Here is a 20,268-nt window from a genome sequence, read left to right on the forward strand (position 1 = left end):
AGGCCTGGATAAGGCAAGGGCTGGGTTCAGCGGGATCAAGATCGCGCGGCAGGCCCACTTCACATTGTCGCAGAGTGCATTATAGCGGCGCATTTGAATAAGACTATCGTCAACAAGTTAAAAAGCGTCAACTTGGCCTGGTGAGAGGGTAGTTCAATAGTGTCGAGAAGTTGGCGCCACTTGCTTAATAACCGGCATGTGACAGTTGAAAGTAAAATTGGCATTAATTAAGTCAACACTGCTGCGCCTGATCCAGGTAGCCAACAAATTGCGATTATCGAATGATCGTCCGATAATCGCCCAATCTTGGCGCCCCTGCCTTGTACATCTGCCGCGCGGCGGCTTGTAATGGCGCTTGAAAATAAGAGAAAGGACCTGAAATGAACGATCAATTGCGCAACTCCTTTGCCTCAGTGGCGCCGCCGATCGTTGCGTCACCGGCCAAACGCATCCAGGCGTTTACCGGCGACCCGGATTTCATGACCTCCCTGGCACGCGGGCTGGCCGTGGTGCAGGCGTTCCAGGAGCGCAAGCGCCACCTGACCATCGCGCAGATCAGCCATCGCACAGAAATCCCCCGCGCTGCCGTCAGGCGTTGCCTGCATACCTTGATCAAACTCGGCTACGCCACTACCGACGGGCGCACCTACTCGCTGTTGCCCAAGGTCCTGACCCTGGGGCATGCCTACCTGTCGTCCACACCCCTGGCGGTTTCTGCCCAGCCCTACCTGGACCGCATGAGCGAGCAGCTTCACGAAGCCTGCAACATGGCGACCCTGGAAGGTGACGACATCCTCTATATCGCCCGCTCCGCCACGACCCAGCGCCTGATCTCGGTGGATCTGTCGGTCGGTGGCCGGCTGCCGGCCTATTGCACGTCCATGGGGCGGATCTTGCTGGCCGCCCTGGATGATGCGTCGCTGCAGGACTACCTCGATCATGCCGACCTGCAAACCAAGACCAGCCGCACCCTGACCACGCCCGAAGCGTTGCTGGAATGCCTGCAACAAGTGCGGCAACAGGGTTGGTGCATCGTTGACCAGGAACTGGAGCAGGGCCTGCGCTCCATTGCCGTGCCGGTGTATGACGCGTCTGGCCAGGTGCTGGCTGCGCTGAACGTCAGCACCCACGCCGGCCGGGTCAGCCGTAGCGAGCTGGAGCAACGCTTCCTGCCGAGCATGCTTAGCGCCAGCCAGGAGCTGAGTGCCCAGTTGTTTGCTTAAGCTGTTCGGTGACCGCACAGATCCCGGTTTGATGAATTGACGGTGTTTCCCCTGGCTTATTAATGTCGCGGCAGCGTGATTGACCGCGACGGCGTACGCCGCAGGTCTGATTTCGCTCCAATAATAATGACGACTCACCGTCGTCCGCCCGCCATCGGTGTGGAAATAAAAACAATGAATCAGCCTTCGCCTTCTGTTGGTACATGTCTGGACGTGCAGTCCTTTATCAACGCGCAACCTTTGTCCCGCTATCAATGGCGGGTGGTGATCCTGTGTTTCCTGATTGTCTTTCTCGATGGCCTGGATACTGCGGCCATGGGCTTCATTGCGCCGGCGCTGTCCCAGGATTGGGGGATCGACCGCGCCAGCCTCGGCCCGGTGATGAGTGCGGCGTTGATCGGCATGGTGTTTGGCGCCTTGGGCTCGGGGCCCTTGGCCGACCGGTTCGGGCGCAAGGTGGTGCTGGTGGGGGCCGTGCTGGTGTTCGGCGCCTTCAGCCTGGCCTCGGCCTACAGCACCAACGTTGATCAGCTACTGGTGTTGCGGTTCCTGACCGGCCTGGGCCTGGGCGCCGGAATGCCGAACGCCACGACATTGCTGTCTGAATACACCCCGGAGCGCCACAAGTCGTTGTTGGTGACCAGCATGTTCTGTGGTTTCAACCTGGGCATGGCCGGTGGCGGGTTTATCTCGGCCAAGCTCATACCGCTGTTCGGCTGGCACAGCTTGCTGCTGATCGGCGGCATCCTGCCCCTGATCCTGGTGGGGGTGCTGCTGCTGTGGCTGCCGGAGTCGGCGCGCTACCTTGTGGTGCGCAATCGCGGCACCGACAAAGTGCGCAAGGCCCTGGCACCCATCGACCCGGCCACCGTCGCCCAGGCCGCCAGCTTCAGTGTCCCGGAACAGAAAACCGTCAAGGCGCGCAATGTGTTCGCGGTGATCTTCTCCGGCACTTACAGCACCGGCACCTTGTTGCTGTGGCTCACGTACTTCATGGGCCTGGTGATTGTGTACCTGCTGACCAGTTGGTTGCCGACCCTGATGCGTGACAGCGGCGCCAGCATGGAACAGGCGGCATTCATCGGCGCGTTGTTCCAGTTTGGTGGCGTGCTCAGCGCCGTGGGCGTGGGCTGGGCCATGGACCGGTTCAATCCGCACAAGGTCATCGGTACTTTCTACCTGCTGGCTGGGGTGTTTGCCTACGCCGTGGGCCAAAGCCTGGGCAATATCACCCTTTTGGCCACCCTGGTGTTGATCGCCGGGATGTGTGTCAACGGTGCGCAATCGGCCATGCCTTCGCTGGCCGCGCGGTTCTACCCGACCCAGGGGCGCGCCACGGGTGTCTCGTGGATGCTGGGGATTGGACGTTTTGGCGCGATCCTCGGCGCATGGATGGGCGCCACCTTGCTGGGGTTGGGCTGGAACTTCGAGCAGGTGCTGACGGCGTTGGTGATTCCGGCTGCATTGGCCACCACTGCGGTGTTGATCAAAGGCCTGGTTAGTCATGCGGATGCCACCTGAGACTTAAGGCCGGCACGCTTCAAAAGTGTGGGAGCGGGCTTGCTCGCGAAGGCGGTGGCTCAGGACAAAATGTATTGACTGACACGCCGCCTTCCCGAGCAAGCCCGCTCCCACATGGACGGTGCTCACATTGAATTCAGGGGTGTTTGGCGGAATGTTAGCCAAGCAACAATCCGTTCGATTATCGAACGGATAGTCGATTATCGGATTGTTTGGCTCTAGACCCCGGCTTACTCTTCAAGCACTTCGGCGCTGCCTCCAGCGCCTTTTTCGACCTACATCGGGAGCCCAACCCCATGGCTGAAATCCTTTCGCTGGCTGATGCGGTAAAGCAGTTCGTCAATGACGGTGATACCGTCGCGCTCGAAGGCTTTACCCACCTGATCCCTACAGCGGCAGGTCATGAAATCATTCGTCAGGGCAAGAAAGACCTGACGCTGGTACGCATGACGCCCGACCTGATCTACGACCAACTGATCGGTGCCGGCTGTGCGCGCAAGTTGATTTTCTCGTGGGGCGGCAACCCTGGCGTGGGTTCCCTGCATCGCCTGCGGGACGCGGTCGAGAAGCAATGGCCGCAACCGTTGGAGATCGAAGAACACAGCCATGCGGACCTGGCCAACGCCTACGTGGCCGGCGCTTCCGGCTTGCCGTTCGCAGTGTTGCGGGCGTATGCCGGTTCCGACCTGCCCAAGGTCAACCCGTTGATCAAGACCGTGACCTGCCCCTTCACTGGCGAAGTGCTGGCGGCGGTGCCGTCGGTGCGCCCGGACATCACCGTGATCCATGCGCAAAAGGCCGATCGCAAGGGCAACGTGCTGTTGTGGGGGATCCTTGGGGTGCAGAAAGAGGCGGCATTGGCGGCCAAGCGTTGCATCGTCACTGTCGAAGAGATCGTCGATGACCTCAACGCGCCGATGAACGCCTGCGTGCTGCCGACCTGGGCCCTGACCGCCGTGTGCCATGTGCCGGGTGGCGCGCATCCGTCCTACGCCCACGGTTACACCGAGCGCGACAATCGCTTCTATCAAGCCTGGGACCCCATCGCTCGGGATCGTGGGACGTTTACCGCCTGGATCGATGAATACATCCATGGCACCGCCGACTTCAGTCAATTCCAGGCCAAGCTGGCTGCCGCCCAGGAGGCCAAGTAATGACTTACTCGACCAATGAAATGATGACCGTCGCCGCTGCGCGTCGCCTTAAAAACGGCTCGGTATGCTTCGTCGGTATTGGCCTGCCATCCAAGGCCGCCAACCTGGCGCGCCTGACGTCTTCGCCGGATGTGGTGTTGATCTACGAGTCCGGCCCGATTGGCGCCAAACCCTCGGTACTGCCGCTGTCCATTGGTGACGGCGAACTGGCGGAAACCGCCGATACCGTAGTCCCCACCGGTGAGATTTTTCGCTACTGGCTGCAAGGCGGGCGCATTGACGTCGGCTTTCTAGGCGCGGCCCAGGTCGACCGTTTCGGCAATATCAACACCACCGTGGTCGGTGACTATCATCAGCCCAAGGTGCGCCTGCCGGGCGCCGGTGGCGCGCCGGAAATCGCCGGTTCCGCCAAGAGCGTGCTGATCATCCTCAAGCAGTCGTCCCGTTCGTTTGTCGACAAACTGGACTTTATTACCTCGGTCGGCCATGGCGAAGGCGGCGATTCGCGCAAGCGCCTCGGCCTGCCAGGCGCAGGCCCGGTAGGGATTATTACCGACCTGTGCATCATGGAACCGGAAGAGGGCACCCACGAATTTGTGGTCACGGCTTTGCACCCAGGCGTGACCCGCGAGCAAGTGATCGCCGCCACCGGCTGGGCGGTGCGCTTTGCCGATCAACTCGGCACCAGCGCCGAGCCCACCGACATCGAACTGAACGCCTTGCGCGACCTTGAAGCCCGTACCGCCGCCGCCCATGGCCAAACCCCAGGAGAAGCCTGATGCGCGACGTGTTTATCTGTGATGCGATCCGCACCCCCATCGGCCGCTTCGGCGGTGGCCTGTCCACGGTGCGCGCCGATGACCTGGCGGCCTTGCCGATCAAGGCACTGATGGCGCGCAACCCGTCGGTGGACTGGACCGCGGTCGACGAAGTGTTCCTCGGCTGCGCCAACCAGGCTGGCGAAGACAACCGCAACGTGGCCCGCATGGCTTCGCTGTTGGCCGGCTTGCCATCGAGCATCCCTGGCGTGACCCTCAACCGTTTGTGTGCCTCGGGCATGGACGCCATCGGCACCGCGTTCCGCGCCATCGCCAGTGGCGAAATGGAGCTGGCGATTGCCGGTGGCGTCGAGTCGATGTCCCGTGCGCCGTTCGTGATGGGCAAGGCCGATGCCGCGTTCTCGCGCAACATGAAGCTGGAAGACACCACCATCGGCTGGCGTTTTATCAACCCGTTGATGAAGGCCCAGTACGGCGTCGATGCCATGCCGCAGACCGCTGACAACGTGGCGGATGACTATAAAGTCTCGCGCGCCGACCAGGACGCCTTCGCCTTGCGCAGCCAGCAACGCACGGCCGCTGCCCAGGCTGCCGGGTTCTTCGCTGAAGAAATCGTGCCGGTGCGGGTCGCCCACAAAAAAGGCGAGACCCTGGTGGAGCACGACGAGCATCCACGCGCCGACTCCAGCCTCGAGGCCCTGGCCAAGCTCAAGCCCGTGAATGGTCCGGGCAAGACCGTCACCGCCGGCAACGCCTCCGGGGTCAACGATGGCGCTGCCGCCTTGATCCTGGCCAGCGCCGAAGCCGTGAAAAAGCACGGCCTGACTGCCCGCGCCCGTGTGTTGGGCATGGCTAGCGCCGGGGTCGAACCCCGTGTGATGGGCATCGGCCCGGTGCCTGCGGTGCGCAAACTGGTTGAGCGCCTGGGCCTGGCCGTCAGCGACTTTGATGTGATCGAACTCAACGAAGCCTTCGCCAGCCAAGGCCTGGCGGTGCTGCGCGAGTTGGGCCTGGCGGACGACGCAACCCAGGTCAATCCCAACGGTGGCGCAATTGCCTTGGGCCATCCGCTGGGCATGAGCGGTGCGCGCCTGGTGTTGACCGCGCTGCATCAACTGGAAAAAACCGGCGGCAGCAAAGGCCTGGCGACCATGTGTGTTGGCGTCGGCCAAGGCCTGGCCCTGGCGATTGAACGCGTTTGAGACTGACAAGAATAAAGAGGATGACTCCATGAGTGACAAGCCCGGATACCGGCGCCCGCAAGCGGGTACTCAGCCTGATTACCTGCACCCGGCGTACCAGTCGACGAACCTGCGTTCGCCGTCCAAGCCGTTGGTGTTTCTGCCCCATTCGCTATCGGAAATCACCGGCCCGACCATCGGCGCCGAACGCATTGCCGAGCACGACAATGACCTGACTGCCCAGCACGATGGCGAACCCCAAGGCGAGCGCATCATCATTCACGGTCGGGTCCTGGATGAAAACGGCCTGCCTGTGCCGGGCATCCTGGTCGAGATCTGGCAGGCCAACGCTGCCGGTCGCTACAACCACAAGCGCGACTTGCACGATGCGCCCCTGGATCCGAACTTCACCGGCACCGGTCGCACCGTTACCGACGCCGATGGCTGGTACCAGTTCCAGACCATCAAGCCTGGCGCTTATCCGTGGGGCAATCATCACAACGCCTGGCGCCCGGCGCACATTCACTTCTCGCTGTTCGGCCCCAGCGTGCTGACGCGTTTGGTGACCCAGATGTACTTCCCTGGCGACCCGCTGCTGGCCTATGACCCGATCTACAACTGCGTGCCCGACACTTCGGCCAAGGAACGCCTGATCGCCAGTTTCGATCTGGAAAAGACCGTGCCGCACTACGCCCTCGGCTACCGCTGGGACATCGTCCTGCGCGGCCGTGACGCCACGCCGATGGAGAAATGACATGACCCTTAACGCAACCACGTCCCACACCGTCGGGCCGTACTATCACATCGGCCTGACCTGGCTGAACCGCGAAGACCTGGCCAACGCCGGTACCCTCGGCGAGCGCGTGGCGATCACCGGGCAAGTGGTGGATGGCAATGGCGATGTGGTCAACGACGCCATGCTGGAAGTCTGGCAGGCCAACGCCGCCGGCAAATATGACCACCCCGAGGATGACCAGGACAAAGCCCTGGACCCTAACTTCGAAGGGTTTGGCCGAGTGCCGGTGGATGGTGAAGGGCGTTTCCGTTTTAGCACCATCAAGCCCGGCAGCGTGCCGGGCCTCAAGGGCACAACCCAGGCGCCGCATTTGGTGGTGTTGGTGTTTGCCCGTGGTTTGGTGAAGCACTTGCTGACGCGGATTTATTTCGAGGGCGAGGCGGCCAATGGCGATGACCCGTTGCTGGCGTGTGTGCCGGCAGAGCGGCGGCATACATTGGTTGCCAAAGCGGATGCGTCGGGGGTGTATCAGTGGAATGTGATTCTTCAAGGGACAGATGAAGAAACGGTGTTTTTCGATTACTGAGTAGTCTGAAAGGGCCCCATCGCGGGCAAGCCCGCTCCCACATTGGAATGCGATCACCTGTGGGAGCTGGCTTGCCTGCGATGAGGTCGGTACAGGCGCCCACAATCCAAAGGTCTGCTTGCGGAACGAGGTTGTTGCAAAGTATGTCTAGACTCTAACCCGTTCCCCTCGAGTGAAAACAACATGACAACGAATACCAGTCACTACACCGGAGAAGAACGCAGCAAAAGGATTTTTGCGATTGTCGGGGCCTCTTCCGGCAACCTGGTCGAATGGTTCGACTTCTACGTGTACGCCTTCTGCGCCATCTATTTTGCCCCGGCGTTTTTCCCCTCCGACGACCCCACGGTGCAACTGCTCAACACCGCGGGCGTGTTCGCCGCAGGCTTTCTGATGCGCCCCATCGGTGGCTGGCTGTTTGGCCGGGTCGCCGACAAGCACGGGCGCAAGAACTCCATGATGATCTCGGTGCTGATGATGTGTGCCGGCTCGCTGGTCATCGCTTTCCTGCCCACCTACAAAGACATCGGCGCCTGGGCGCCGGCGCTGCTGTTGATGGCGCGCTTGTTCCAGGGCCTGTCGGTGGGCGGCGAGTACGGCACCACGGCAACCTACATGAGTGAAGTTGCACTCAAGGGCCAGCGCGGCTTCTTCGCGTCGTTCCAATACGTGACATTGATCGGCGGGCAACTGCTGGCGGTGTCGGTGGTGGTGATCCTGCAACAACTGCTCACCGAAGACGAACTGCGGGCCTGGGGCTGGCGCATTCCGTTTGTGATCGGTGCGGTGGCGGCGGTGATTTCGCTGTTGCTGCGCCGCTCCCTGAAAGAAACCACCAGCAAGGAAATGCGTGACAACAAGGACGCCGGCAGCATTGCCGCGCTGTTCCGTGATCACAAGGCCGCGTTTATCACCGTGCTCGGCTACACCGCTGGCGGCTCGCTGATTTTCTACACCTTCACCACCTACATGCAGAAGTACCTGGTGAACACCGCCGGCATGCACGCCAAGACCGCCAGCTACATCATGACCGGTGCGCTGTTCCTCTACATGTGCATGCAGCCGCTGTTCGGCATGCTCTCGGACAAGATCGGCCGCCGTAACTCGATGCTCTGGTTCGGCGCCCTCGGCACCCTGTGCACGGTGCCGATCCTGCTGACCCTGAAAACCGTGACCAGCCCGTTCCTGGCCTTTGTGCTGATTACCCTGGCGCTGGCGATTGTGAGTTTCTACACCTCCATCAGTGGTCTGGTAAAAGCGGAAATGTTCCCGCCACAAGTACGCGCCCTTGGTGTAGGCCTGGCCTATGCGGTGGCCAATGCGATCTTCGGTGGTTCGGCGGAATACGTGGCCCTGGGCCTGAAGTCCATTGGCCTGGAAAACACCTTCTACTGGTACGTGACCGGCATGATGGCCATTGCGTTCCTGTTCAGCCTGCGCCTGCCGAAACAGGCTGAGTACTTGCACCACGATCTGTAAGGGATGAGTTATGACACTGCGCACGAGCAACCAATTGTTCGACGCTTACTTCACCGCCGATAGCATGGCCAAGGTGTTCTGTGACCAGGGACGCTTGCAGGGCATGCTGGATTTTGAAGCCGGATTGGCCCGGGCGCAGGCCCAGGTCGGGTTGATCCCGCCGGCCGCCGTGGCGCCGATTGCCCAGGCCTGCCTGGCCTCGTTGTACGACGTGGATGCCCTCGGCGTAGCGATTGCCACGGCGGGCAATTCGGCGATTCCGTTGGTCAAGGCCCTGGGCAAGTTGATTGCCAGTGAAGACGCCGGCGCCGAGCGCTATGTGCATCTGGGCGCCACCAGCCAGGATGTGATGGACACCGGCCTGGTGTTGCAACTGCGCCAGGCGCTGGTGCTGATCGAGGCAGACCTGGCCCGGCTGGGCGCGGTGCTCGCCGCCCAGGCGCAGCGCTATGCCGACGTGCCATTAGCCGGGCGCACCTGGTTACAGCACGCCACGCCGGTCACCCTGGGGATGAAAGTCGCCGGTTGGCTGGGGGCGGTGACGCGCAGTCGTCAACGGCTGCTGGAGTTGAAACCACGCCTGCTGGTCCTGCAATTCGGCGGGGCGTCCGGTACCTTGGCGGCGTTGGGCGAACAGGCGATGCCGGTGGCGCAAGCCCTGGCGGCGGAGTTGCAACTGACGCTGCCAGAACAACCCTGGCACACCCAGCGTGATCGGCTGGTGGAGTTTGCCAGCGTCCTTGGCCTGATCGCCGGCAGCCTCGGCAAGCTCGGTCGGGATATCAGCCTGTTGATGCAGACCGAAGCGGCGGAAGTGTTCGAGCCGTCGGCACCGGGCAAGGGCGGTTCCTCGACCATGCCGCACAAACGCAACCCGGTGGGCGCCGCTGTACTGATCAGTGCGGCCACCCGTGTGCCTGGCCTGGTATCGACGATGTTCAGCGCCATGCCCCAGGAACACGAACGCAGCCTGGGCCTGTGGCATGCCGAGTGGGAGACCTTGCCGGAAATCTGCCGCCTGGTGTCCGGCGCCTTGCATCAGGCGCTGCTGGTGAGCGAAGGCCTGGAAGTCGACGCGCAACGCATGGGCAAAAATCTCGACCTGACCCAGGGGCTGGTGCTGGCCGAAGCCGTCAGTATCGTGCTCGCCCAGCGCCTGGGACGTGAAACCGCCCATCACTTACTGGAGCAGTGCTGCAAACGCGCCGTCGCCGAGCAGCGCCATTTGCGCGCGGTGTTGGCCGATGAGCCGCAAGTCACCGCAGAGCTGTCGGCGCTGGAGTTGGATCGCCTGCTGGACCCGGCGCATTACCTGGGCCAGGCACAGACCTGGGTCAGCCGCGCCGTGGCCGAACACTTTGCATTTTCTGCCTGAGGAGGCTGCTGTGGGATCTGTACAACTCGCCGATGGCGAACTGAATTACCAACTGGAAGGCCCCGAAGGTGCGCCGGTATTGGTGCTGTCCAACTCACTGGGCACTGACCTACGGATGTGGGACACGCAAATGCCGGCGTTCACCGAGCACTTTCGGGTGCTGCGCCTCGATACCCGTGGCCACGGCAAATCCCTGGTTACCGCAGGCCCCTACAGCATCGAACAGCTAGGGCGGGATGTGCTGGCGCTGCTGGATGCGCTTAACATCGAACGCGCGCATTTCTGCGGCTTGTCCATGGGCGGCCTGATTGGCCAGTGGCTGGGCATCAATGCTGGCGAGCGCTTGCTCAAACTGGTGGTGTGCAACACCGCAGCGAAAATCGGCACTGCGGATATCTGGAACCCTCGAATAGAAATGGTCCTGCGCGATGGCCCGGCGGCCATGGTGGCGCTGCGCGATGCGTCGATTGCGCGCTGGTTTACCGCAGATTTTGCCCAGGCTCATCCCGAGCAGGCCCAGCGGATTACCGACATGCTGGCCGCCACCGATCCCGCCGGTTACGCCGCCAACTGTGGCGCGGTGCGCGATGCCGATTTTCGCGAGCAAGTGTCGTTGATCAGCGTGCCGACCCTGGTGATCGCCGGTACCGAAGATGCGGTGACACCGCCGTCTGGCAGCCGCTTTATCCAGGAGCAGGTACGGGGGGCTGAGTACGCCGAGTTCTACGCGGCACACCTGTCCAACGTACAGGCCGGGGCTGCGTTCAGCGATCGGGTGCTGGCCTTTTTGTTAGCTGATTGATGGGGTTTGGGTTTGGGTTTGGTTGTGGTTGTGGTTGTGGCGAGCGGGCTTGTCCCGCGCTGGGCTGCGCAGCAGCCCCCAAAAAACCCCAGAGTTGCATCAGATAGGAATGGGACGCAGGTTTTAGGGCTGCTGCGCAGCCCAGCGCGGGACAAGCCCGCTCGCCACAACAACCCCGCTCGCCACAACAAGCCCGCAGTCAATATAGGAGAATTTTGTGGACGAAAAACAACGTTATGCCGATGGCCTCAAGGTCCGTCGTGAAGTGCTGGGCGATGCCCATGTCGATCGCAGCCTCAATGCCCTGACCGAGTTCAACAGCGAGTTCCAGGAAATGATCACCCGCCACGCCTGGGGTGACATCTGGACCCGCCCGGGTTTGCCCCGGCACACTCGCAGCCTGATCACCATCGCGATGCTGATCGGCATGAACCGCAACGAAGAGCTCAAGCTGCACCTGCGGGCCGCCGCCAGCAATGGCGTGACCCGCGCCGAGATCAAGGAAGTGCTGATGCAGAGCGCGATCTACTGTGGGATCCCGGCGGCCAATGCGACCTTCCACCTGGCGGAGTCGGTATGGGATGAGTTGGGGGTTGAGTCGCGCGGTTAAGGGCGGCTCCTCCCCCTCATGCATCGCTCAGGGCGGCTGATTATTGCTCAGTCAATGTGAGAGTAAGACTTGCGCAGGGGAAAACCCATTTCTTCACGCAGCGCATTTTCGGTAAAGGTCTTGGGGTTGGTTGTCGTGGGGGGAGTGGCGCGGTCGTTGTCAAAATCAAAGGCCGGTGCATCGGTCTCCACGCCAACGGCTTGTCGCTCTGAGTTGGGCTCTGGAAACTCCAGATCAGGTCGGGTGGTTGTACCCGGTAAGGAAGTGCCATTGGCGCCGTTATAGGCATGTGCCATTTCATGGTAGAGGTCGACTATCGGCGGGATCGGGGTGGGAGTGAATATGATGCGCGGGTTGCTGTGTATCGTCGCGCTGGTCGCCACCGAACCCTTGGTATTGTCATGGATGAAACCTAACTGTGTGGACTCGCTGATATCGTCATAGTCCTTGAGTTGTTTGTCGGTTTCTCTTGTGAACGCGTTGGCGAACGAATAGTTAGAGCGGGTCAAGGTTTCTTTGATCGTGACGGGAGCACCATTGCGCTCGGCGGCCTGGTCTAACTCGGTGAGCATCTTTTGCGCAGTCGGCGAGTTTCTAAAAAACTCAAGATCATCTTCTGTACGCTGTCGGAACTTATCTGTGCCTTCGATATTCAAGCCCTTATTGCCGGCATCGCTTATTGTGACTTGTCTTAATGTAGAACCGGGAACCCGGCACACACGATCCCCGGCATCGGCATAGACTTTGTCGCGGGCATCGTTTGCAAAGACGGTGTCCCGCCCCCGCCCGGTATAAAAGGTGGTAGGGCCTCTTCCGTACATAAAGTCCTGGCCGGGGCCACCGTGCATCACGTTAAAGGGGCTTTCGCTGATCATGAAGTCGTCGCCTGCGCCCCCATCCATGTAGCTGAATGTACCTTTGCTCCCGGCGCCAGAAAACATCTGGTCTCTGCCGGCATTTCCATACATCACGGATTTACCGGTCCCGCCTTTCATTTTGTCATCGCCACTGTTGCCTTCGGCATAACCGGCCCCGCTGCCCAGGGTGATGTCATCATTTCCAGCCCCGCCATAGACTGCAGTCAAACCACTGCCAAGGGCTTCAATCTGGTCATTGCCTCTGCCACCTTCAATGGTGATGGGTACGGTGACGCTGGGATCAACCTTGATTTTGTCATTGCCGCCTTTGGATTTTATGTGCAGTTCTTCAGGGTAGTTTTCATGGTTGTTGAGCTTTAAAGTGTAGTGAGCGCCATTGACTTGCAAGTTGATTTCGTTGGCTGAAGGTTGGCTGACTTTTATAGTGTCTGCTTTATCTCCGGTTTCGATTTGAAGTACGTTGTTGATATTTCTATAGTTATCCTCTTTTTCAATTGTCCATGAGGATTTATGGATAACTTTTATGTTGTTATCGCTAAAGAGTGGCGCCGAGTTTGTGTAGTTTGGGTATTTCTCGACGTAATTCTGCTCGGGTAGGAGTTTTGACTTTGATGTAAAGCGGGTGGTCGCTTCTTGTATGTGGGGGCTTTGAATTACGGTAACGGCGGGAGTGGTTCTTTGGCCGGAAGTTTCGGAGGGTGGGGAAGAAAGGGTGACGTTGGGATATGTTGAAGCAGGTAAGTTCACCATTACAGACTCTCGCTAGGACGTATGCACTTTGAGAGTCGGTGGTGGGTTGTTGGGTAAACGTTCCTGAAGAAAGTAATACCGGTTTTTTAAATGACTTAAAGTATCTGGCTCAAAATATTCGACAGATACTCATGGAGAAGGTGTGTTTTATTCCGGGTTCACGCGCCTCATCGGGCGTCCGCGTCCCACACCCAATTCCACATACCGGGCAACTGCACCACCTCGTGGAGGTCTTTTACCGTGCGGGCCAGGGCGCCACGTTCCAGCGCCGAGCGGTCGCTGTAGAACGGTTCAGCGGCAGTTTTCAAGCCATTGGCCTGGGCGGTGTCCATCAGGATCTGCAGGTATTCCTGCAGGTGCCGGGCGGTATAGCGGTTGATGTCGTGAAAGGTGACGACCACGGGAATCACCCCGTCGACGGTCGGCAACTGGCCCAGGGCAATGCGTTCGCGCACCAGCGACAGCTGCCGCAACAGGTTGGCGCGGCGCTGGGGGCTGGCATTGAAGCCCCAGATCTTGCCGTCATTGGCACTCAAATCGGTCAACAGAATGTGCATGCCGTGGCGCTGGTACGCGGCGAAGGTCCGTCGGTCGTAGTTCCAGAACGGTGGGCGTACCAGCCTCGGTGCGGCGCCGGTGATCGAGGCGATGCTCGCGGCGCCCTGGCGCAGGGTCTGTTCCAGGTCGTTGTCATTGAGCAGACGGTGATTGCTGTGCCAGCGCGTGGCAGTGTGAAACGCCAGGATGTGGCCGGCAGCGTGCTCACGCGCCATGGTCTTGCGCCCGCGCGGGCTGCCACCGGCGCGCCAGGCGTCGGTCTGTAAAAAGAAGATCGCCTTGATCCCCGGTTGCACCGGGTTGTCGGCCAGGTCCTGAATCACCGAACGGCTGGGGTTGGCGTAGCCCGAAGCACTGGGGCCATCATCGAAGGTCAGCAAAAAGCGGATCGGCGCCTGGGTTTGCAGGCGTTGTTCGGTCAGTGGCGTCAACGCTACGGGCGCGCCGATGCAGCCACTGAGGCAAAGTGCCAGGGCGAACAGGGCGGTAGCGAGGACGGCGGGCTTCATGGTGTGCGCGGGCTCAGGTAAAGGCCGCTACTGAGTGGGATCAGCAGCGGCAGGCGCGCACCATACAGCAAGATTGTCGCCGGTTTACAGCAGACTTATCGGATAGCTGACGATCAACCGGTTTTCATCAAATTCGTTGTTGCTGTAGTCCCGACGCATGCTGGAATTGCGCCAGCGCAGGGTAAGGTTTTTCAGGCTGCCGCTTTGCACGGTGTAGCCGACTTCGCTTTCCCTGCCCCATTCCTTGCCGTCGCTGACGGTGGCGGTATGCACGTTGCTGCCGCTGATGTAGCGGTTCATCAGGGTCAGCCCGGGCACGCCGAGCGCGGCGAAGTTGTAGTCATGGCGCAGCTGCCAGGATTTTTCCTCGGCGTTGTCATAGCTGGCATTGAAGCTGTCGTTGGCCAGGGTGCCGCCGCTGGTGCCATTGACCCGCATCCACGCGCTGTCGCCACTGAGTTTTTGCAGGCCGACGTAGAAGGTGTTGCCGCCGTACTTGGCCGAGAACAGGCCGGACCAGGTCTTGTTGTCCAGGTTGCCGGCACGGGCGCTGCCGTCTTCCTTGCCGTAGAAGAAGCCCAGGTTGGCGCCCAGGGTCCAGTCGCCCACGGGCTGGCTGTGGGTCAGGTTGAGGTATTGCTGGCGGTAGATGTCCTTGAGCTGGGCATTCCACACGCCGACCTGGGTGCGCTTGTCGTTGAATGCATATTCGGCGCCCTGGAAGTTGAAACGATCGGAGGTGAAGGCGGTTTTACCGAACATCGACATGTCGGTCATGCTGCTGTCATCACGCGGGCTGTTGGCGCGGAACTGGCCGCCATACAGGCTCAGGCCGTCGATCTCTCTGGAGGTGATCTGCCCGCCGCGCAGGGTTTGCGGCAGGGAGCGACCGTCGTCCGAACGCAGGATCGGCAACACCGGCATCCACTCGCCGACTTTCAGCTCGGTCTTGGAAAACCGCGCCTTGAACGCCACCCCCAGGCGACCGAAGTTGTCCGCTGGTTTGCCGTCGTGATCCAGGGGCAGCAGTTGAGTGCCGCCAGAGCCGCCGCCGCCGTCGAGCTTTTGCGAGTACATACCCAGCACGTCCACGCCAAAACCCACGGTGCCCTGGGTGAAGCCGGACTTGGCGTCGAGGATGAAACTCTGCGTCCACTCCTGCGCACCGCCCTGGGTCTTGGTCGGGTCGGTGAAATTGCGGTTGAAGAAGAAGTTGCGCAGGTTGAGGTTGGCGCTGGCATCTTCGAGAAAGCCGTGTTCTTCGGCGACAGCGGGAAGGGCAAGGCTGGCGACAGCGGTAGCCAGCAATAGCCGGCGAGGGTGCAAAGTGCTCATGGCGTGGGACCTGTTGTTATTGGTGGTTTTCAGGTGCGGGCCATGGTGCGTGGCGTTGCCGGGGCGATTCAATTGGGGGAGGGCGGGTTTTGGGCGGTGATCGCACGAAACTGTGCGCCCATGAAAAAGCCCACCAAAAGGTGGGCTTCGTGTGTCGCTACGCCGCTCAGAACAACTTGAGTTTCGGCGCTTCTTCTTTCACTGGCTCATTCTTCGCTGTCTGTTCGTTCCAACCGCCACCGAGGGCCTTGTACAAGGTCACTTCGCTGGTCAGTTGGGCCAGGCGGTCGGTGATCAGCGTTTGCTGGGCAGCGAACAGCTGGCGTTGGGCGTCGAGGAAGGTCAGGTTGCTGTCGACACCAATGCGGTAGCGACGCTCTGCCAGACGGTAGTAGTCCTGGTTCGCCGAGACGAAATCACGCTGGGCCTGCAACTGTTGGTTGTAGGTCGCACGTGCCGCCAGGCCGTCGGAGACTTCCTGGAACGCGGTCTGGATCGACTTCTCGTAGGTCGCGACGTTGATCTCTTTCTGGATCTTCGAGTAGTCCAGGCTTGCGCGCAGGCTACCGGCGTTGAAGATCGGGATGTTGATCTGTGGCGCGAACGACCAGGTACCCGAGCCGCCCTTGAACAGGCCGCCGAGGTCCGGGCTCAACGTACCGGCATTGGCGGTCAGGCTGATGCTCGGGAAGAACGCAGCCCGTGCCGCGCCGATATTGGCGTTGGCAGCCTTGAGGTTGTGCTCGGCCTGCAGGATGTCGGGACGACGTTGCAGCAGGTCTGAAGGCAGGCCAGCCGGTACTTCGCTCAACAGGTCGTCGGACAGCGGCTGAGTAACGAGATTCGCCGGCAGGCCGGTGCCCAGCAGCAGGGTCAGGTTGTTTTCGTCCTGGGCCACCTGGCGGGTGTAGCGGGCCAGTTGCACACGGGCGCTTTCAACCGAGGTGCGCGCCTGGCTCAAGTCCAGGGCCGAGGCTACGCCGACTTCGTTGCTGCGCGAGGTGAGCTTGAAGCTCTGCTCGTAGGCGGCCAGGGTGTCCTGGGTCAGCTTGAGCAGTTCCTTGTCCGCTTGCCAGGTCAGGTAGGCATTGGCCACGCTGGCCACCAGGCTGATCTGCGTGCTGCGGCGCGCTTCTTCAGTGGCGAAGTATTTCTGCAACGCTTCTTCGCTCAGGCTGCGCACCCGGCCGAACAGGTCCAGCTCGTAGGCGTTGATCCCGAGGGTCGCCGAGTAGGAGCTGGTGATGTTCGATTCGCCGGTTTGCGAGGCCCGTGCCGGAACGCGCTGGCGGCTGCCGCTGCCATTGGCGCCGACGGCCGGGAACAGGTCCGCACGCTGGATGCGGTACTGCGCGGCAAAGGCGTCGATGTTCAGCGCGGCGACGCGCAGGTCACGGTTGTTGACCAGTGCAACCTGGATCAACTGTTGCAGGGCAGGGTCGTGGAAAAACTGCTTCCAGCCCTGTTCGGCCGCGGCCTGGCTCGGCGCCTGGGCCGACGAATACGCCGGCCCCTGCGGGAATTGGGCGGCAACCGGCGCTTCAGGCTGCTGATAGTCAGGGATCAGCGAGCAGCCACTGAGCACAAATGCCGTGACTGCCAGGGAAAGTAGCGACTTGCGCATTAGCCAGCCTCTTTAGGAGTTTGCGGTGTATCGGACTTGTCAGTTTTTTTCCGGCTGCCAATGGCGGACACGGTCACGAAGAACAGTGGCACCCAGAAGATCGCCAGGACGGTAGCGGTGATCATACCGCCAATTACCCCGGTACCGATTGCGTGTTGGCTGCCCGAACCTGCGCCCGAGGAGATCGCCAGCGGCAGTACACCGAGGACGAACGCCATGGACGTCATGATGATCGGACGCAGACGCATGCGGGACGCTTCGATGGCCGCCTCGACGATGCCCTTGCCCTGTTCATGCAGCTCCTTGGCGAACTCCACGATCAGGATGGCGTTCTTCGAGGCCAGGCCCACGGTCACCAACAACCCCACCTGGAAGAACACGTCGTTGGACAGTCCCCGCAGGCTGGTAGCCATCAGTGCACCGATTACACCCAGCGGCACAACCAGCACCACCGCAATCGGGATCGACCAGCTTTCGTACAGCGCTGCCAGGCAGAGGAACACGACCAGCAACGACAGGGCGTACAGCGCAGGCGCCTGGGAGCCGGACAAGCGTTCTTCATAGGACAGGCCGGTCCAGGCATAGCCCACACCCGCTGGCAGTTGCTTGGCGATACGCTCGACTTCTGCCATCGCGTCACCGGTGCTGTAGCCCGGCGCCGGGGTCCCGAGGACTTCCATTGCCGCTACGCCGTTGTACCGCGACAGTTTCGGCGAACCGAAGATCCAGTTGCCAGAGGCAATGGCTGATAACGGCACCATTTTCCCGTCGTCGGCGCGTACGTACCATTTGTTCAGGTCTTCCGGGGACATCCGGCCAGCGGCATCGCCCTGGATATAGACCTTCTTCACTCGACCACGGTCGATGAAGTCGTTGATGTAGCTGCCACCCAGGGCAATCGCCAGGGTCTGGTTGATGCTCGACAGGCTGATGCCCTGGGCGCTGGCCTTTTCGTCGTCGATGGTCAACTCATACTGCGGCTCATCGTTCACACCGTTTGGACGCACGCCAGCAAGAATCTTGCTTTGGGCCGCCATGCCGAGGAACTGGTTACGGGCGTTCATCAAGGCATCGTGACCAACACCGCCCTGATCCTGCAGGAACACGTCGAACCCCGTTGCGTTACCCAGCTCCAGTACCGAAGGCGGCACGATGGCGAACACCATGGCGTCCTTGAAGGTCTGGGAGAAATAACCCTGGGCCCGCTTGGCCACCTCGAATACCGACATCGAGGCATCCCGCTCGTCCCATGGCTTGAGCATCACAAACGCCAGGCCCGAGCTTTGGCCACGACCGGCAAAGTTGAAGCCGTTGACGGTAAACACCGACTTCACGGCCGAACCTTCACCCGGTTCGCCTTCCTTGTCGTTGAGCAGGTAGGCACGCATGTCGTCGATCACGGTTTGCGTACGCTCGGCGGAAGAACCGACCGGCGTCTGCACCTGGGCGAAGATCACACCCTGGTCTTCCTCGGGCAGGAACGCGCTCGGAATACGGGTGAACAGCCAGATCATGCCGGCGAAGATGATCAGGTACACCAGGAACGAAGGCGCCTTGTGCTTGATCATGTTGCCCACGCCACGCTCGTAGCTCAGTACGCCACGGTCGAAGGTGCGGTTGAACCAGCCGAAGAAACCACGCTTGGGTTGCCCGTGTTTCTCGGGGTCGATCGGCTTGAGCATGGTGGCGCACAAGGCCGGGGTGAAGATCAGTGCAACCAGCACCGACAGGGCCATCGCCGACACAATGGTGATGGAGAACTGTTTATAGATCACACCCGTGGAGCCGCCAAAGAATGCCATCGGCAGCAGTACCGCCGACAGTACCAGGGCAATACCCACCAGGGCGCCCTGGATCTGGCTCATGGACTTGACCGTCGCCTCCTTGGGCGACAGGTGTTCCTCGGCCATCACCCGCTCGACGTTTTCCACCACCACGATCGCATCGTCCACCAGCAAGCCGATGGCCAGGATCATGCCGAACATGGTCAAGGTGTTGATGGTGAAGCCGAAGGCCGCGAGGATGCCGAATGTACCCAGCAATACCACCGGTACCGTCATGGTGGTGATGATGGTGGCGCGAAAGTTCTGCAGGAACAGGTACATCACCAGGAACACCAGGATGATCGCCTCGACCAGGGTATCGACTACCCCGGAAATCGATTCGGTCACCACGGGGGTGGTGTCATAGGGAACCACGGCTTTCATGCCCGGCGGGAAGAACGGCTCCAGGGACGCGACCGTGGCGCGGATGGCCTTGGCGGTGTCCAGGGCGTTGGCGCCCGAGGCCAGTTTGATCGCCATGCCGGAAGCCGGCTTGCCGTTGAACTGGGCGCTGATGCTGTAGTTCTGACCACCCAGCTCGACCCGGGCGACATCGCCCAGACGCACTTGGGAGCCATCGCTGTTCACGCGCAGCAGGATCTTTTCAAACTGCTCGGCGCTTTGCAGACGGGTCTTGCCGATGATGGTGGCGTTCAACTGAGTGCCGGGCAGAGCAGGCAGGCCGCCCAGTTGGCCGGTGGCCACCTGTACGTTCTGGGCCTGCACGGCGGCGCTGACATCCACCGGGGTCATCTGGAAGTTGTTCAACTTGGCCGGGTCCAGCCAGATACGCATGGCGTACTGGGAACCGAAGACCTGGAAGTCACCGACGCCAGACGTCCGCGAAATCGGGTCCTGGATGTTGGAAACGATGTAGTTGGACAGGTCATCCTTGGTCATGGTGCCGTCTTCGGACACCAGGCCGATCACCATCAGGAAGTTCTTCACCGACTTGGTTACGCGGATCCCTTGCTGCTGCACTTCTTGCGGCAGCAATGGGGTCGCCAGGTTGAGTTTGTTCTGCACCTGGACCTGGGCGATGTCGGGGTTGGTCCCCTGGTTGAACGTCGCGGTGATGGTCATGCTGCCGTCGGAGTTACTGTCCGAGGCCACATAACGCAGGTTGTCGATACCGTTGAGCTGTTGCTCGATCACCTGCACCACGGTGTCCTGCACGGTTTGTGCGGACGCGCCTGGGTAGGTCACCTGGATATCAATGGCGGTTGGCGCGATGGCCGGGTATTGGTTGATGGGCAACTTCAGGATCGACAGTGCCCCGACCAGCATGATTACCAGGGCTATTACCCAGGCAAAAATGGGACGGTCGATAAAAAATTTCGACATG

Annotated in this window: 16 protein-coding genes; 11 read left to right on the forward strand and 5 right to left on the reverse strand. The window is 61.0% G+C overall.

Annotation, left to right across the window (positions count from 1 at the left end):
- Positions 1 to 380: 380 nt before the first annotated feature.
- From pcaR to pcaC, 11 genes are all read left to right on the forward strand, one after another.
- Positions 381 to 1,223, forward strand: a complete 843-nt coding sequence (gene pcaR / locus GDV60_RS07100) for a pca regulon transcriptional regulator PcaR (protein WP_029297080.1) — start codon at positions 381 to 383, stop codon at positions 1,221 to 1,223.
- 174 nt (positions 1,224 to 1,397) lie between these two features.
- On the forward strand, positions 1,398 to 2,744 hold the full coding sequence (locus GDV60_RS07105; RefSeq protein ID WP_029297078.1) for an MFS transporter: 1,347 nt from the start codon (positions 1,398 to 1,400) through the stop codon (positions 2,742 to 2,744).
- Positions 2,745 to 3,040: 296 nt separating this feature from the next.
- Complete coding sequence (locus GDV60_RS07110; protein ID WP_029297076.1) at positions 3,041 to 3,898, forward strand: CoA transferase subunit A; 858 nt, start codon at positions 3,041 to 3,043, stop codon at positions 3,896 to 3,898.
- Positions 3,898 to 4,677 carry a CoA-transferase subunit beta gene (locus GDV60_RS07115; protein WP_029297074.1) on the forward strand — a complete coding sequence of 260 codons (780 nt, stop codon included), beginning with the start codon at positions 3,898 to 3,900 and terminating at the stop codon, positions 4,675 to 4,677. Before GDV60_RS07110 ends, GDV60_RS07115 begins: the two co-directional genes overlap by 1 nt.
- Positions 4,674 to 5,879 carry a 3-oxoadipyl-CoA thiolase gene (gene pcaF / locus GDV60_RS07120; protein WP_178121336.1) on the forward strand — a complete coding sequence of 402 codons (1,206 nt, stop codon included), beginning with the start codon at positions 4,674 to 4,676 and terminating at the stop codon, positions 5,877 to 5,879. The genes GDV60_RS07115 and pcaF overlap by 4 nt, the downstream gene beginning before the upstream one ends.
- A 28-nt stretch (positions 5,880 to 5,907) precedes the next feature.
- Entirely contained in the window at positions 5,908 to 6,612 is a 705-nt protein-coding gene (pcaH, locus tag GDV60_RS07125; RefSeq protein WP_070995774.1) for a protocatechuate 3,4-dioxygenase subunit beta, read from the forward strand.
- A gap of 1 nt (position 6,613) precedes the next feature.
- On the forward strand, positions 6,614 to 7,180 hold the full coding sequence (pcaG, locus tag GDV60_RS07130; protein ID WP_159906709.1) for a protocatechuate 3,4-dioxygenase subunit alpha: 567 nt from the start codon (positions 6,614 to 6,616) through the stop codon (positions 7,178 to 7,180).
- A 183-nt stretch (positions 7,181 to 7,363) separates the two neighbouring features.
- Positions 7,364 to 8,659 (forward strand): MFS family transporter, encoded by a 1,296-nt coding sequence (locus tag GDV60_RS07135; RefSeq protein ID WP_029297066.1) that lies wholly within the window; start codon positions 7,364 to 7,366, stop codon positions 8,657 to 8,659.
- 10 nt (positions 8,660 to 8,669) lie between these two features.
- On the forward strand, positions 8,670 to 10,034 hold the full coding sequence (locus tag GDV60_RS07140; protein WP_159906711.1) for a 3-carboxy-cis,cis-muconate cycloisomerase: 1,365 nt from the start codon (positions 8,670 to 8,672) through the stop codon (positions 10,032 to 10,034).
- Between the two features lie 10 nt (positions 10,035 to 10,044).
- On the forward strand, positions 10,045 to 10,836 hold the full coding sequence (gene pcaD / locus GDV60_RS07145) for a 3-oxoadipate enol-lactonase (protein ID WP_159906713.1): 792 nt from the start codon (positions 10,045 to 10,047) through the stop codon (positions 10,834 to 10,836).
- A gap of 217 nt (positions 10,837 to 11,053) precedes the next feature.
- The gene (pcaC, locus tag GDV60_RS07150; protein WP_029297061.1) at positions 11,054 to 11,446 is read left to right on the forward strand and encodes a 4-carboxymuconolactone decarboxylase; all 393 of its coding nucleotides are present in this window, start codon (positions 11,054 to 11,056) and stop codon (positions 11,444 to 11,446) included.
- A 47-nt stretch (positions 11,447 to 11,493) separates the two neighbouring features.
- Here pcaC and GDV60_RS07155 read toward each other — a convergent pair whose 3' ends face one another.
- The 5 genes from GDV60_RS07155 to GDV60_RS07175 form a co-directional block, all read right to left on the reverse strand.
- Positions 11,494 to 13,074: a M91 family zinc metallopeptidase gene (locus GDV60_RS07155; RefSeq protein ID WP_159906715.1), complete on the reverse strand. Its 1,581-nt coding sequence runs from the start codon at positions 13,072 to 13,074 to the stop codon at positions 11,494 to 11,496.
- A 167-nt stretch (positions 13,075 to 13,241) separates the two neighbouring features.
- Positions 13,242 to 14,141 carry a polysaccharide deacetylase family protein gene (locus GDV60_RS07160; protein WP_159906717.1) on the reverse strand — a complete coding sequence of 300 codons (900 nt, stop codon included), beginning with the start codon at positions 14,139 to 14,141 and terminating at the stop codon, positions 13,242 to 13,244.
- Positions 14,142 to 14,225: 84 nt separating this feature from the next.
- Positions 14,226 to 15,476 (reverse strand): OprD family porin, encoded by a 1,251-nt coding sequence (locus GDV60_RS07165; RefSeq protein ID WP_159906719.1) that lies wholly within the window; start codon positions 15,474 to 15,476, stop codon positions 14,226 to 14,228.
- Between the two features lie 166 nt (positions 15,477 to 15,642).
- Positions 15,643 to 17,100 (reverse strand): AdeC/AdeK/OprM family multidrug efflux complex outer membrane factor, encoded by a 1,458-nt coding sequence (adeC, locus tag GDV60_RS07170; protein WP_029297052.1) that lies wholly within the window; start codon positions 17,098 to 17,100, stop codon positions 15,643 to 15,645.
- The gene (locus GDV60_RS07175) at positions 17,100 to 20,267 is read right to left on the reverse strand and encodes an efflux RND transporter permease subunit (protein ID WP_029297050.1); all 3,168 of its coding nucleotides are present in this window, start codon (positions 20,265 to 20,267) and stop codon (positions 17,100 to 17,102) included. Before GDV60_RS07175 ends, adeC begins: the two co-directional genes overlap by 1 nt.
- Between the last annotated feature and the right edge of the window lies 1 nt (position 20,268).

It is taken from the genome of Pseudomonas sp. DTU12.1 (assembly GCF_009873475.1).
Classification (GTDB): domain Bacteria; phylum Pseudomonadota; class Gammaproteobacteria; order Pseudomonadales; family Pseudomonadaceae; genus Aquipseudomonas; species Aquipseudomonas proteolytica.